The 14,755-nt window shown below is 60.1% G+C and carries 10 protein-coding genes; 2 read left to right on the top strand and 8 right to left on the bottom strand.

Features of this window, described 5'->3' with window-relative positions:
• The 3 genes from ACEWPJ_RS02430 to ACEWPJ_RS02420 form a co-directional block, all read right to left on the bottom strand.
• Entirely contained in the window at window positions 1-2,424 is a 2,424-nt protein-coding gene (locus tag ACEWPJ_RS02430) for a GcvT family protein (RefSeq protein WP_416510623.1), read from the bottom strand.
• A 20-nt stretch (window positions 2,425-2,444) separates the two neighbouring features.
• Complete coding sequence (locus tag ACEWPJ_RS02425; protein WP_416510621.1) at window positions 2,445-3,812, bottom strand: FAD-dependent oxidoreductase; 1,368 nt, start codon at window positions 3,810-3,812, stop codon at window positions 2,445-2,447.
• A gap of 468 nt (window positions 3,813-4,280) precedes the next feature.
• Window positions 4,281-4,754 carry an Lrp/AsnC family transcriptional regulator gene (locus ACEWPJ_RS02420; protein ID WP_416510620.1) on the bottom strand — a complete coding sequence of 158 codons (474 nt, stop codon included), beginning with the start codon at window positions 4,752-4,754 and terminating at the stop codon, window positions 4,281-4,283.
• 135 nt (window positions 4,755-4,889) lie between these two features.
• Here ACEWPJ_RS02420 and ACEWPJ_RS02415 point away from each other — a divergent pair, with 135 nt between their 5' ends.
• Window positions 4,890-8,330: an indolepyruvate ferredoxin oxidoreductase family protein gene (locus tag ACEWPJ_RS02415; RefSeq protein WP_416510618.1), complete on the top strand. Its 3,441-nt coding sequence runs from the start codon at window positions 4,890-4,892 to the stop codon at window positions 8,328-8,330.
• 41 nt (window positions 8,331-8,371) lie between these two features.
• Here ACEWPJ_RS02415 and ACEWPJ_RS02410 read toward each other — a convergent pair whose 3' ends face one another.
• The 3 genes from ACEWPJ_RS02410 to ACEWPJ_RS02400 form a co-directional block, all read right to left on the bottom strand.
• The gene (locus tag ACEWPJ_RS02410; RefSeq protein ID WP_416510616.1) at window positions 8,372-9,151 is read right to left on the bottom strand and encodes an ATP-binding cassette domain-containing protein; all 780 of its coding nucleotides are present in this window, start codon (window positions 9,149-9,151) and stop codon (window positions 8,372-8,374) included.
• A gap of 1 nt (window position 9,152) precedes the next feature.
• On the bottom strand, window positions 9,153-10,271 hold the full coding sequence (locus tag ACEWPJ_RS02405; protein WP_416510615.1) for an ABC transporter permease: 1,119 nt from the start codon (window positions 10,269-10,271) through the stop codon (window positions 9,153-9,155).
• A 95-nt stretch (window positions 10,272-10,366) separates the two neighbouring features.
• The gene (locus ACEWPJ_RS02400) at window positions 10,367-11,317 is read right to left on the bottom strand and encodes a sugar ABC transporter substrate-binding protein (RefSeq protein ID WP_416510614.1); all 951 of its coding nucleotides are present in this window, start codon (window positions 11,315-11,317) and stop codon (window positions 10,367-10,369) included.
• Window positions 11,318-11,512: 195 nt separating this feature from the next.
• Between ACEWPJ_RS02400 and ACEWPJ_RS02395 the strand changes: the two genes are divergently transcribed.
• Complete coding sequence (locus ACEWPJ_RS02395; RefSeq protein WP_416510613.1) at window positions 11,513-12,511, top strand: LacI family DNA-binding transcriptional regulator; 999 nt, start codon at window positions 11,513-11,515, stop codon at window positions 12,509-12,511.
• 100 nt (window positions 12,512-12,611) lie between these two features.
• Here the strand turns inward: ACEWPJ_RS02395 and ACEWPJ_RS02390 are convergent, their stop codons facing one another.
• The gene (locus tag ACEWPJ_RS02390; protein ID WP_416510612.1) at window positions 12,612-13,424 is read right to left on the bottom strand and encodes an ion transporter; all 813 of its coding nucleotides are present in this window, start codon (window positions 13,422-13,424) and stop codon (window positions 12,612-12,614) included.
• A 165-nt stretch (window positions 13,425-13,589) separates the two neighbouring features.
• Window positions 13,590-14,747 (bottom strand): Gfo/Idh/MocA family protein, encoded by a 1,158-nt coding sequence (locus tag ACEWPJ_RS02385; RefSeq protein ID WP_416510611.1) that lies wholly within the window; start codon window positions 14,745-14,747, stop codon window positions 13,590-13,592.
• Window positions 14,748-14,755: the final 8 nt, after the last annotated feature.

The raw sequence follows: 14,755 nt of genomic DNA, 5'->3' as shown, positions 1-14,755 counted from the left end.
TTATGCTTTCAGCCGCTCATTCTTCGGATCGTAAAGTCGCCCCTCCACCCGTTTTATGTTCGTGCGTTTGCCGAAAACCTCCACCTCGAAATCGGTCCGCTCCCAATGCGTCCGGTCAAGATAGCCGAAAAGAATCGTCTGGCCGACCGTGTGCCCGAACCCCGCACTTGTGGCGAGCGATACGGTCTGCCCCTCTGCCAGCACCGTTTCCCCACCATAGAGCGGCAGTTTTTCTGGCGTCACAAAGGTGCAGAGTTTGCGGTCAACACCGTCCGACTTCTGCTGCGCCAGCACCTTTCGCCCAATAAAGTCACCGCCGGATTTCAGATGCACACGGAAGCCCAAACCAGCCTCGATTGGCGTATAGTCGGGGGAAATATCGCCAGACCAATAAAGATACCCCTTTTCCAACCGCAGGCTATCGATCGCGCGGTAGCCGACGTTTCGGATGCCGTGATCCTGCCCGGCGGCCCAGAGCGTGTCATAGACATGCGCCGAATATTCGGTTGGAATGTGAAGCTCCCACCCCAGCTCGCCGACAAAACCGATGCGGATGGCCCGGACAGGCGCAGCGCCGATGATGATGTCGCGGGCGGTGCCAAACGGGAATGTGGCGGGGGACACATCGCCCTCGCAAACGCTTTCCAGGACCGCACGCGCCTTTGGGCCGCAGATGTTGATGACCGCGCGGGCGGAGGTCGCTTCGATCAGGTGGGCGGAGCGATCCTTCGGCATGTGCCGCCCGATCCAATTCGCGTCATGGGTGCCGAAACCGGAGCCGGTCACGATATAGAAATGCTGCGGGCCAAGACGGGTAATCGTCACGTCCGCCTCGATCCCGCCCTGTTCATTACAAAGCTGGGCGTAGATGACCGCGCCATCGGGCTTGTCCATGTTACAAGCCGCCAACCGTTGCAGCAGGTCTACGGCGCCGGGGCCGATTAATTCAAACTTCGCGAAACTGCTTTGGTCGATCAGCGCGACGCCCTCGCGCACGGCCCTATGCTCCTCTGCCGCGAAGGCGTGCCAGCCGGGGTTGAGGAAACCGAGCTGATCGACAGGCTCAACCCCGTCGGGTGCGAACCACAGCGGGCGTTCCCAGCCGTTCTTCGATCCGTAAACCGCGCCCATGCCCTTCAGCCGTTGGTAAAGAGGCGACAGGCGCAATTCCCGAACCGACTCATGCTCCTGCCCCGGATAGCGCATTTTGTAGTGGTGCGCGTAATGTTCAACCGCACGGGGATACATGAAGGCCCGCGTGCCGTGATGCGGCCCGAACCGGCGCACATCGAGCGGCCAGAGGTCGAGACTGGGCCGCCCGTCAACGATCCATTCGGCGATCATCTCGCCCGCACCACCGCCAGCTGCGATCCCATAAAGGAACCCTGTCGCCATCATCAGATTGTCGACCCCCGGCGCCCAGCCCATGACGAAATCACCGTCGGCAGAATAGGGGATCGGCCCGTTGATGACCTGCCGCACTCCAACCTCGTTCAATACCGGCGTGACTTCGGCGGCGAGTTCGGCGAGCGGCGCAAAACGGTCGAGGTTGTCGGGCAAAAGTTGGCGCACGAACGCTCCCGGAATGCCCCGATCACCAAAGGGTAACGTGTCGTCTTCATACCCGCCGACGACCAACCGCCCGCCCGCGTCGGGTTTGTAGTACACCAGCCGCTCCGGGTCGCGCAGGGTCGGCAGTTTGCGCACAATGTCCGGGTCGGGCAGTGGCTCAGTCACGATATACTGATGCTCAACAGCGCAGGCGGGCATTTGGATGCCGAGCTTTGCGCCAAGCTCACGGCTCCACATTCCGGCGGCCATGACGACGGTTTCGGCCTCATAATCGCCAGCTGAGGTGATAACTTTGCGGATGCGCCCGTCCTGCACCTCAAAATCGAGCACTTCGACCCCCTGTCGGATATCCGCGCCGTGCTGCCGCGCACCTGCGGCAATCGCCTGACACAAGCTCGCCGGGTCGACATGCCCGTCGGATGGAATGAACGCGGCACCCAACAGCCCGGTTTCGTCGATATAGGGGAACAGATCCTTCGCCTCTGCTGGGGAGATCGTCTCCATCTCAAGATCAAAGCTGCGGGCCATCGTGGTCAGGCGCTGCGCCTCAAGCATCCGGTCTTGGGTGGCAGCAAGGCGCAGGCTGCCGACCTTCTTCCAGTCGAACGCCATCCCGGTTTCAGCTTCAAGCCGATCATACATCGCAACGGATCGCTTCAGCATCCGCGTTGTATTGCGAGAGGATCGCAATTGCCCGACCAAGCCCGCCGCGTGCCACGTAGCCCCTTCGGTCAGCGATGCGCGTTCCAGCAGAACGACATTACTCTCGCCATTCCGGGCGAGATGATAAGCGGTGGAACAACCGATGATCCCACCGCCAATAATCAAGTGTTTCACCGATGTGGTGGTCATCCCCGGCCCCTCTGACCCTGTCAGCTCAGCGCTGTCTCAAGTTTCGCGTCAAAGAACGACATGAAGCTTGCCCGTCCGCGATAGCCGAAGTCGATCCCGATGATCTTGTCGGAAACAGCCCGGATATCAGCTTGGGCGGCATCAAACGCCGGGCGCCAGCCGACCTTGGGCAAGGTGTAGGCCACGGGATGCCCCCATTGATGCGCCGCATTGGCCCGGGTGCCGGGCTTTAGATACCCCGTCTCAACCATCGCCTTGAACGCCGCAGCACTGTTTTCCTCGGTGAGGGTCGCCTTGATATCCTTCGGGTGGCACGGCACCTCTGCCATCACCAGCGTGTGACCGTCGGGTTTCGTCTGATTGCCGTAGACGCCGGGCTTGCTGTAGCGGAACGGCAGGCGATCTGCAGAGTAGTCTTGCAGATAATCCGGCCCTTCAATCGCGTCCTCGGCCACCTCGAACGCGAAAAAACAAGTGCCGACTGGGGCCATGATCGATTTCAAATCATGGTTCAGGCCAAGTTCATCCGCCAGCAACGCCTCGGGCAACGACCAGAACAGCTTGGCGGCGCGCAGCTTTTGCTTGCCAGCGGTCACGACCACGCCGTCACCCTTATCCTTAATATCCGAAAGCGGGGAGGAGGTCAGAACATCGACCCCAAGCGTCTCCAACCGCTGAAGGGCAGAGTCGCAGAACCCCCGGAGCCCCTGCCGCGCCGGATAGGCGAACCGAAGGTTTTTACTGGCGCCTGCGAACCGCGCATCGCCCGACATTAGCGACACCCCAAGGCGATCATCCCAAAACGGAGCGGATTGTTTCAACGCGATCATCTCGGCATCGGTGCCGAGTTTTGGCCGCCGGAACATCGTCAATGACCCCGCCGCATCAACCGACACCGCCGCCGGATCGCTTCCGGTCAACTTGCGGATCATCGGCGCGATCAGCTGGGACAGCGTCTGGCCGTAGGTTTCTGCATACCACCCAAGGTAATCTTCCGGTGCCGAGTCGCTTCGCGGCGTGCTGCGCAAGGCGTGCATTTCATCAAGCGCTTTAGCGGCGATGTCCGGGCTGTCATGGCTGAAATCCGGGAACTCAAACATTTGGGTCCAGGTGGACTGCGTAACCGTCGCCCATGTCTGATCGGTGAAGATCAGAATGTTGTCGCGCAGAATATCGGTGAAGAACGCATCCCCTAACGGCGTGCGGATATCGAAATTATGCGTGCCATTGTCGATGAAATACCCGTTCCACTCACCGGAATAGAGATTGCCACCGATCTTATCCGACGCCTCAACCAACGCGACGCGCGCGCCGTTCCCCGCCATGCGCCACGCGGAGTAAATGCCCGCGAATCCGGCCCCCGCAATAATCAAATCATAGTTCTTCACATACGGACCTTTGCAAAAGCGACGTGGCTACGCCCGGCTGTTGCAACTGTGGCCCGCCTGACCGCTCGGATCAACGTATGATGTCGGATCGGGTGCCGCTTGATCTTCAACCGTTGAAAGCAAAAGCGGCCCCGGAAAGAAATAAGGCCCCCACTGACTTTCCCTTGCGGGGGTCCGGTGGAGGCCTGATTGATACTTAAAAAGGACACTCATCAATGACCTCTATGTGCGGGATGGAGCCCTGCATTCGTAGTTGTCTTTTTGTACATGTCTGTGATTAAGGTCGTCGCACCGGGAATTTTATTGTTCACTTTCAGTTATTTGTGCGTAGTGCCGCGTTGAAGAAAACACGTAAAAATATAGTCTTGCCACATTCCCGCCACTTTTGCGGGAAACGCTGAGGGTGCAGAATCCCGGACTGTTTCGCCTTCCACAACAAAAGCGGCGCGAAGATTTGGTCGCCCCGGCTCAGATCGACTCGGGTTCGGGCGAAATCGGGGTGTGTTGCTTGATCTCCCGCAGAATCAAATTGGTGCGGACCGTCGAAACGACCGGCTGGCGGAACAGGAAATCCTCAAGGAAGCGGTTATAGGCGTCCTTGTTCTTGCAAACGACGCGAAGGTAATAGTCCGCGTCACCGGTGGTCGAGAAGCAGTCGATAATCTCTTCCCGGTGCGCGATCGCCTTCGTGAAATCGTCAAGCTTGTCGGGGTCATGCCGCAGAAGCACCACCTGTAGGATCGCGTGAAACTCCAACCCGCAGGACGGCGCATCAAGGACCGCGGCGTATTTCTGAATCGCTCCTGCCTCCTCCAACGCTTTCACACGCCGCCAACACGCTGAGGTCGACATGCCGACCTGACCAGCCAGTTCCTGATTGGATTGCCGCCCATCGAGTTGCAGCGCAGTGAGGATTCGGATGTCGGGTTGGGAGAGCTTCATCGGCAACCTCACGCGGGTAATATTTTCGATTTCAATATATTACTCGAAATATCTTACCACATACACCCTTTTAGTAAGCGAAACAGAACACCCATTTCTCGAAATCATGGTATTTTGCGGACAAAGGAGCCCCAGATGACCGTGCAGACCCCAATCCTGAACGCCTATGAGTTGAATGATCGCTACGCCCGGACCGAGGGCCGCGTCTTTCTGACCGGCACGCAGGCCATCGTGCGGATGGCACTGGATCAGGCGCGGCGGGACAGGCGGAATGGGTTGAACACCAAGGGGTTCGTGTCGGGCTATCGCGGCTCTCCGGTTGGGGGAATCGACCTTGAGATCGAAAGCAACCGGCAGCTTGTCGAAGACGCCGGCGTCGATTTCCTGCCCGCAATCAACGAGGAATACGGCGCAACCCAGATGCTTGGCACGCAGCAGGTGGAAAGCGACCCGGACAAGACCGTCGATGCGGTGTTCGGCCTTTGGTATGGCAAGGGGCCGGGCGTGGATCGGGCGGCCGACGCGCTGAAACATGGCAACGCCTACGGTTCATCACCGCATGGCGGGGTGCTTGTCGTCGCGGGGGATGACCACGGCTGTGTCTCATCGTCGATGTCACATCAATCCGACGTCGCCTTCATGAACTTCTTTATGCCCGTCCTGAACCCCGCGAACGTGGCGGAGTTTCTGCCGTTCGCGGAATTCGGCTATGCCCTGTCGCGCTTTTCCGGCATGTGGGTCGGGTTCAAGGCGATTTCGGAAACCGTGGAATCCGGCATGTCGTTCGATCTGCCGCAGGATCGCAGCTTTATCCTGCCAGAAATCGACCTGCCCAAAGGCGGCCTGCACTACCGCTGGCCCGATCTGCCCGGCCCGCAGATTGAAGAGCGGCTGGAATGGAAGAAGAACGCCGTGCTGGCCTTTGCCCAAGCCAACCAGATTGACCACGCGATATACAACAATAAGGACGCGCGGTTCGGCATCGTGACGACCGGCAAGGGCCACCTCGATCTGATGGAGGCGCTGCGTTTGCTGGGTATTGATGCGGCACGCGCCAGGGAAATCGGGCTGGATATCTACAAGGTCGGGATGGTCTGGCCGCTGGAACATCACAACGCGCTGGAGTTCGCGAAGGACAAGCAGGAATTGCTGGTTGTTGAGGAAAAACGCGGCATCATCGAAAGCCAGCTTAAGGAGTATTTCTACGACAATCCGGGGCGCAAGCCGGAACGGATGGTCGGCAAGCGCGACCAGAATGATGACCGCCTGATGCCGTGGGTGGGGGAGCTTTCGCCGATGCTGCTCGCCCGGATCGTCGCGGCGCGGCTGGATTACAACTTCCCCGAACTGAACCTAACGGCGGCAGTCGATAAGCTGGAAAAGCCGGCGCCGGTCATCTCTGTCCCCGGTGCGACGCGGACGCCCTATTTCTGCTCTGGCTGCCCGCACAGCACCTCAACGAAGGTGCCCGATGGGTCGCAGGCACTCGCCGGGATCGGCTGTCACTTTATGGCAAGCTGGATGGACCGGAACACGACATCGCTGATCCAGATGGGCGGCGAAGGAGTCAACTGGGTGTCCCGCTCGCGGTTCAACGGCAATAAGCATGTGTTCCAGAATCTTGGCGAAGGCACCTATTTCCACTCCGGCTCGCTTGCCGTGCGGCAGGCGATCGCGGCGGGCACGAACATTACTTACAAAATCCTGTTCAACGATGCGGTTGCAATGACCGGCGGTCAGGATGTCGATGGCCCGATCACCGTCGCGGGAATCGCGCAGGCGATGGATGCCGAAGGTGCCGCAAAGATCGTCGTCGTGTCGGACCAGCCGGAGCAGTTCAAGCGCGGCGACTTCCCCGCCGGCGTCGACATCCGCCACCGCCGCGAAATGGACCGGACCCAGCGCGAATTGCGAGAGATCCCCGGCACGACGATCCTGATCTATCAGCAGACCTGCGCCACCGAAAAACGCCGTTTGCGCAAACGCGGCAAGATGAACGATCCGAAGAAATTCGCTGTCATCAACCCGCTGGTCTGCGAAGGCTGTGGCGATTGTTCGGTTGAATCCAACTGCCTGTCGGTTGAACCGCTGGAAACCGAATTCGGACGCAAGCGGCAGATCAACCTCAATTCATGTAACAAGGATTTCACCTGCCTTAACGGTTTCTGCCCCAGTTTCGTGACGGTCGAAGGCGGAACCCGCAAGAAACGCTCCGTCAGCGACTTGACCGCAGAGCTTGAGGGGTTGAAAACCGCTCTGCCCGCGCCAACCCTACCCAGCCTTGATACGCCCTACGACATCCTGATCACAGGCGTCGGCGGCACTGGAGTTGTTACCGTCGGACAGTTAATCGCAATGGCCGCGAACCTTGAACAAAAGGGCGCGAGCGTTCTTGACTTCATGGGGTTTGCGCAGAAATTCGGCCCCGTCCTCAGCTATCTGAGAATGAGCGCGTCAGAGAATGACGTGAATCAGGTCCGCATCGACACGGGCGCGGCAGATGCCCTGATCGGTTGCGATCTGGTGGTCAGTTCGTCGCCCAAAGCCTCTGTCACCTATCAAAAGGGCGTCACCCGCGCGGTGTTGAACACCGCCCAGATGCCGACCGGGGATTTCACCCGCAACCGCGATGCGGACCTGAAACCCGGACAGCGGATCGCCGAGATTGGCAAAGTGATTGGCGAGGACAGCCTGCGCACGCTGGATGCCAACACGCTCGCCGAACGGTTGGTCGGTGACAGCGTGTTCGCCAACGTCATGATGCTGGGCGCCGCGTGGCAGTCGGGCCTTGTTCCCCTCAGCGAGGAGGCGTTGATGCGAGCGATTGAGTTGAACGGGGTAAAGCCGGACCTCAATAAAGCTGCGTTCAACTGGGGGCGCGTTGCGGCGGAACGCCCGGAGAAAGTCGCGGACCTTGCGGGCGTTGAGGCGCCGCAATCGCAAACGCTTGACCAGATGATCGACCGCCGCGCAGACTTCCTGACCGACTACCAGAACGCCGCGTGGGCGCAGAAATACCGCGCCCGGATCGACCGCGTACAACAGGCCGAGGCCCGCGTGATGGGCGAACCTGTCGCACTGACCGAAGCGGCGGTGAAGGGTCTGTTCAAACTCATGTCCTACAAGGATGAATACGAGGTCGCGCGACTGCATACCGACACCGGATTCATCGAAGGATTGGCGAACCGATTTGACGGCGACTACACCGTCAAGCACCACCTCGCCCCGCCGCTGCTGCCTTCCGGGCGCGATGCGCGCGGCCGGCCCTTCAAGCGCGAATTCGGCGGGTGGGTGCGCAAACCGATGGCGCAGCTTGCCAGGCTGAAGCGCCTGCGCGGCACACCGTTCGACCCGTTCGGCTACACCGCCGAACGTCGGATAGAGCGGGCATTGATCGTGGAATACGAAGCGCTGCTCGACACGCTGCTATCGCACCTGACGCCGGAAAATCACGCCGACGCGGTGAAGATCGCAGGGCTTGTCATGGAAATCAGAGGATATGGTCCGGTGAAGGAAGAAGCGGCAACAAAGACCCGCGCCGAAATCACGACAGCCCTCGCCGCCTACACTGCATAAAAAACGCGGGGCAGCGCACAAAGGCGCCACCCCGCACCCAGTCAAACTGTGCCGCCCAGTGACCCTTCAAGCGTGGCCATTTCCTGACCGCCTGCCATCATGTCCTGAAGTTCCTCCGGCGTGATGTCGCCACGCTTGGCGGTGCCGAGCGTCTGCCCCCGGTTCAGCACGGTGAACCGGTCCCCAACCGCCATGGCATGACGAACGTTGTGGGTGATGAAAACCACGGCGATCCCCTGCTTGCGCACCTTGTCGATGGTCGCCAGCACGTTTGCCGTCTGCCGCACACCAAGGGCCGAGGTCGGCTCATCCAAGATCAAAACCTTCGCGCCGAAATGCACCGCACGGGCGATGGCGACTGTCTGGCGTTCACCGCCCGACAGCGTGCCAACCGCCTGATCCGGGCCGCGCAGGTTGATGCCCATCTTGCGCATCTCCTCCATCGTGACCTCATTGGCGTGGCCGTGATCGAAGAAGGTCAGTGGGCCGACTTTCTTGACCGGTTCATTCCCCATGAAAAAGTTGCGGCTGACCGACATCAAGGGGATCATCGCAAGGTGCTGGTGAACTGTCGCGATCCCGGCGGCGATTGCATCCCGCGGGTCCGAAAAGTTCATCGGCTGCCCTTCAAAGATGATCTCGCCCTTGGTTGGCTTGTGCACGCCCGACATGGTTTTGATGAAGGTCGATTTTCCCGCACCGTTATCGCCCAGAAGGCAATGACATTCGCCGGGCAGAACATCGACGGAAACCCCCGCCAGCGCGATAACGCTGCCGAAGTGCTTTTCTATATTCTTCATCTGGATGATGGCGTCTGACATATCAACGCTCCCCCGTGATGATGCGGCGAATATAAGTGTTCAGGATCACCGCGAACAAGAGAATCACCCCAAGGAACACCCGGAACAGCGAACTTTCGACCCCGGCAAAGAACAACCCCTGCTGCACCACGCCGAAGATCAGCGCACCCAACGCGGCACCAATGACCGAGCCATATCCGCCGGTCAAAAGGGCACCCCCGATGACCACGGCGATGATCGCCTCAAACTCTTTCAGCAAACCACGATCCGCCCCGGCAGAGCCGAACTCCATCACCTGACAGGTGGCGAACACCGTTGCGCAAAAGGCGGTGAACATGAACATCAGGACTTTCACCTTGTTGACCGGAACGCCTGAATTGCGGGCGGATTCCGCATCTCCGCCAGCGGCAAAGATCCAGTTGCCGAAACGGGTGCGGGTCAAGATTATGTGGCCCACGATCACCAACAGGATCGCCCAGACGATCAGCATCGGAATGCCATCGACCACAGGCTCCCCCTGGCGGTTGCCACGCTCAAACGTCGCGATGACACCTGCGTCGCCGAGCCATTGGAAGAAGCCCTTGAAAATCTTGCCACCAAAGGCCGCACCGAGCCAGTCGCCCTCTGCCGCCTCGCGAATGCCACCAATGATGGTCTTGCGTTCGATCGTCTGCGGCAGAAAGATCGTGAACCCGCGCAGGATGAACAGGAAGGCCAGCGTAACGATGAAGCTGGGCAACCCCGTTCGCACCACAATGTAGCCGTTCAGCGCGCCGATCGAGATACAGATGGCAAAGGTCACGAGGATCGCGATCCACATCGGCCACGCCATCGTGACCCCAAGGATTGCAATCATCATACCGGCGAAGCCGATCATCGACCCCACCGAAAGGTCAAACTCGCCCGCAATCATCAACAGACATGCGCCAACGGCGATAATCATGAACTGGGCCGAGACAACCGACCAGTTCATCACACCTTGCGAGTTGAACATTCCACTATCAAAGGCAAAGAGCAAAAAGAAGGTGAAGACAGCGACCGTTCCGACGATCCCACCGAGTTCGGGTCTGATCAGGGCCTTGCGTAGCCCGGACATTTCCTTGACGCGTTCGTCAACCACGGCATCCGAGGTATCCGACATGTCCCTTTCCTTTTCTTTTATATGTGTTGCAGGCGTTTCCAGATGGAAAAAGGGCGGCGCGGAGCTTAGCCCGCACCGCCCGGTGTCGTCAGGACTTAGCGGTATTCACCCGCGAACTCTTCGACTTTCTCAAGTCCGTCCGCGGTCACGAAACCGGGGCCCGAATTGATATTGTTGCCCGGCAGCACACCGTAGCGGTGGTAGTTCGTCAAAACCACGACCGGCAGGTAAGCCTGCAAGAAGGGTTGCTGGTCGATACCCCAGGCGATCACACCGTCCTTGATGCCCTGAACGATGTTTTCGCCCAGGTCGAAGGTGCCGAAGTAGATGTCACCGGCCATACCATTTTCATCCAGCGCCAGCAGCGTCGGGTCAGCCGAAGTCGGGCCGAGCGTCAGGATTGCGTCGGTGTCCGGGTTGGCCGACAGGTAGGCAAGAACGCGGTTCTTGATCTCGGCCGGGTCCTGGCCGCTGTCGATCATCTGATCGCCCAGTTCCACGCCGAGGCCATCAGCGAAGCCTTGGCAGCGTTCGGTCGAGGACGGCGAAGAGATGTAGTGATTCACGCAGAGGAAGCTGCTGACACCATCGCCCTTGGCGCGCAGACCGGCGGCGTGACCAGCATCATACTCCGGCTGGCCGACATACATGAGGGAGCCAACCTCGCGCGCCTGCTCTGGCGTGCCGGAATTCATGATGATCACATCAACTCCGCTATCAACCGCCGCCTTGATCGGGCCACTCAGCACATCGTAGTCGGAAAGGGTCGTGATGATCCCGTCCGGACCGGACGCTGCGGCCTGTTCGATGATGCGTGCCATATCGGCAAGGTCACCGGTCGGCGGGTTGCGATATTCAACCTCGACGCCCATCTGCTCTCCGGCGAGCGCGATGCCGTTCTTGATCGTGTTCCACCAGCTGTCGCTATCGGGTGCGTGGCTGACGAGGATGTATTTCTCCCCTTCTGCGGATGCGACCGTCGCGCCTAGCAGCGGTGCCGCAACCACAGCGGTCGCCAACACCAGTTTCTTGATGAGTGAAGTCATTTTATTCCTCCCTGAATTCACCGTCTATTCTTGGTAGAAAGAGCGGGCCCTGTCCGGCTCTCCAAATCGAAGAAAGCACGAATCGCACCATTTTGCAACCGGTTGCAAAAATCAGTGATTATTTCCATACTGCGAAGAAACGAGGACTGCGGTAAAACCGAACCCAATCGCACCAACGCCCGAGGAACCACGCCCATGCCCGCAACGCTAAAGGATGTCGCCGAACGCGCCGGGGTGTCGCGTTCCGCCGTGTCGCGCACCTTTACCGACGGCGCCTCCGTGTCGGAAAAAATGCGCCGCCGCGTTGAAAAAGCCGCGTCAGAGCTTGGGTATAGCCCTAACTTCCTCGCCCGCAGCCTGACGACCCGACGCACGAAACTTGTCGGCCTCGTGTCCAACAACTTCCACAACCCGATTTTCCTTGAGGTCTTCGATCTGTTCACCCGCAGCCTTCAGGATCGTGGCCTGCGCCCGCTGCTGGTCAATCTGACCGATGAAACCGATCCCGAACACTCCGTCAAAATGCTGCGACAGTATTCGGTGGACGGAGTCGTCGTTGCGTCCTCCACCCTGCCGCCGGGATTTGCCAAGGCGTTCCGCGACGCGGGTGTGCCGGTCGTCCATAGCTTCGGACGCTATTCCAGCGCACCGCAGGTTCACATCGTGGGGATCGACAACGCCGAATGTGGCCGCATGGCCGCCCGCGAATTGATCGCCCGGGGTTACAAACGCGTCGCCTTCCTCGGCGGGCCGGAGCAGGCGACATCGACCCAGGACCGACTAAAAGGCTTCGCGGCTGAACTGTCGAACCGTCCCGAAATCGCCTTCACCCACTCCTTCGCCGACGCTTATTCTTTTGACGCGGGCCGCAAGGAAATGCTGCGCCTGATCGCCAACAATCCTGCCGAGGCGTATTTCTGCGGCGATGACGTGTTGTCCATCGGCGCGCTCAGCGCGGTGAAGGATGCGGGCATGTCCGTGCCTGACGACATCGGCCTGATCGGCCTCAACGATATGGAAATGGCCGGGTGGGAGAACATAAACCTCACCACCATCCGCCAACCGATCCGACAAATCATCAACTCTTCCGTCGAACTGATGGTCGCGATGCTTGATGAGCCGGACCGCTACCCCGAAGCGCGCCTGTTCCCCTGCGAGGTGGTGGAAAGGGGGACGTTGAGGACGCGGGGATGAGGGTGCGTCGAAAGATCGACGAGTTATGCGTCATTATCGAACGGTTGGTACGGCCCCGTTAAGGCGTCGCACCGGTAGGTGTGCGGCACCCCCGCCGGACTTAGTTCTTTCGGGAGTCGTTTTGCGACTTAATCAGCGCTTCCAGCTCGCCCAAGCGGGTCAGCACCTCGTCACGATAGGTGTCCGTCTTTTCGACGTCCTCCTCGTGATGCGCATCCTGCATCGAGTTCACGATCAAGCCGACCAGCAGGTTTACCACCGCGAATGTGGTGACCATGATGAACGGCACGAAAAACGCCCAAGCGTAGGGGTAAACCTCCATCACCGGGCGCACGATGCCCATTGACCAACTCTCCAGCGTCATGATCTGGAACAGCGAATACCCGGACCGCGCCAACGTTCCGAACCATTCGGGAAAGCTCGCGCCGAAGAGCTTGGTCGCCATAACCGCGCCAATGTAAAAGATCAGGCCCATCAGCAGAAAGACCGACCCCATGCCGGGCAGCGCGCTGACCAGACCTTCGACCACCCGGCGCAGCGACGGGGCCACCGATAGTACGCGCAACAGACGCAGAATGCGCAGCGCGCGCAAGACGCTCAACCCCTGCGCGGACGGTATCAGCGCTATCCCCACAATGACGAAATCAAAAATGTTCCACCCCCGCTGGAAGAACCCGAGCCCGCGCGCGAAAAACTTCAGCGCGATCTCAACCACGAAGATACCAAGGCAGATTTTGTCCAGAAGCAGGATCAATGGCCCGGCCTGCTGCATCACCGCTTCGGAGGTCTCAAGCCCCAGAATCACGGCATTGAACAGGATCACGCCAAGTATGAAATTCTGCACGGCGGGCCGGTCGACAAACCGGGCCGCTAGCGTGCGAAGAGACAACGGGGAAAGTGCTTCATCATCCATACGCGCGTATATCGGCGGCTACCCTTGACTGCGCAAGGGGCCACGCCGCGCCGAACACCCTTTTTCGGGATAATTTCGCCAAGGGCGAAGCGGGCTTGTCGAGAAAGGCGGCATCCCGCCGAAGGATCGAAGACGACAAGCACCGTGACGAAGCCGGTGACGCCGCTAGCGAAACATCGGCGGCCTCGCGTCTACCCACGCGCCGTCCGCCTTCCCGCTCTCGGCAACGGCGAACACCGCTGCCATTGACCGCAGCCCATCCTCGGCCCTCGGGTATAGATCCGCTGCCGGGTTGATCGCGCGACCTTCTTTCTCTGCCCGAATCGCCTCTGCCAGATCGGTGTAGATATTGGCGAAGGCCAGCGGCATCCCTTCGGCATGGCCGATGGTGACCCGGGTGGTGCGGTCGGCTTCGGGGGACAGGTCTGCCTCACCTCGTTCGATCACTTGCAGGCGTTCGTTTAGGGGCATCCAGTAAAGCTGGTTTGGCTGTTCCTGCGCCCAGCGCAGCCCGCCTTTTTCGCCGAAGGCCTGCAGGGTCAACCCGTGCTGCCTCCCGATGGCCACCGACGAAGTCCACAGCCGCCCGACAGCACCTCCGTCCATGCGGAAGTTGACCATCGCGTCGTCCTCAAGCTCTCGGCTTTCGATGCACGACACCGTGTCGGCGGACAGTTTCGTGACCTCTTGGCCCGTCACAAAGCTCGCCATATGGAGCGCGTGAATCCCGCAATCTGCGAATTGCGCTGAAACCCCCGCCTGCGCTGGATCATAGCGCCAGCGCACGCGCGGGTTGTCGGCGTCGGCGGCGTCGGCGTGGTGGCCATGGGCGAATTCTGCCTTCACCAGCCGGATCTTTCCCAGATCGCCCCGCGCCACCATCGCCCGCATGTGGCGTACCAGCGAATAGCCGGAATAGCCGTAGTTCACCGCGCAGATACGCCCGGTGGATTTCGCGAGCTTCACGATCTCCTCCCCCTCCTCAACCGTCATCGTCATCGGCTTTTCGCAAAGCACGTGGAACCCGGCCTCAAGATAGGCTTTGGTGATCTCGAAATGGGTCGCGTTCGGCGTCGCCACGGTCACGAGATCGACGCGGTCCTCGCGTCCCTTCTCCCCCTCCAGCATCTCCTGCCAATTGCCATAGGCGCGGTCGGCGGCAAGGCCGAGGCGCTGGCCATATTCGCGCCCGACCTCGGGCCGATGGTCGAGCGCCCCGGCGACGAAATCGAAATGCGCGTCAAGGCCTGCACCCAGCCGATGCGCCGGTCCGATCTGGCTGCCTTCGCCGCCGCCGATCATGCCCCAGTTCAGTTTTGTCATGCTGCCTG

The sequence above is a fragment of the Aliiroseovarius sp. YM-037 genome (genome assembly GCF_048060095.1).
Lineage (GTDB): Bacteria > Pseudomonadota > Alphaproteobacteria > Rhodobacterales > Rhodobacteraceae > JBLUOA01.
The sequence above is the reverse complement of the archived record's forward strand: the minus strand, read 5'-3'. Positions and strand labels throughout refer to the sequence as shown.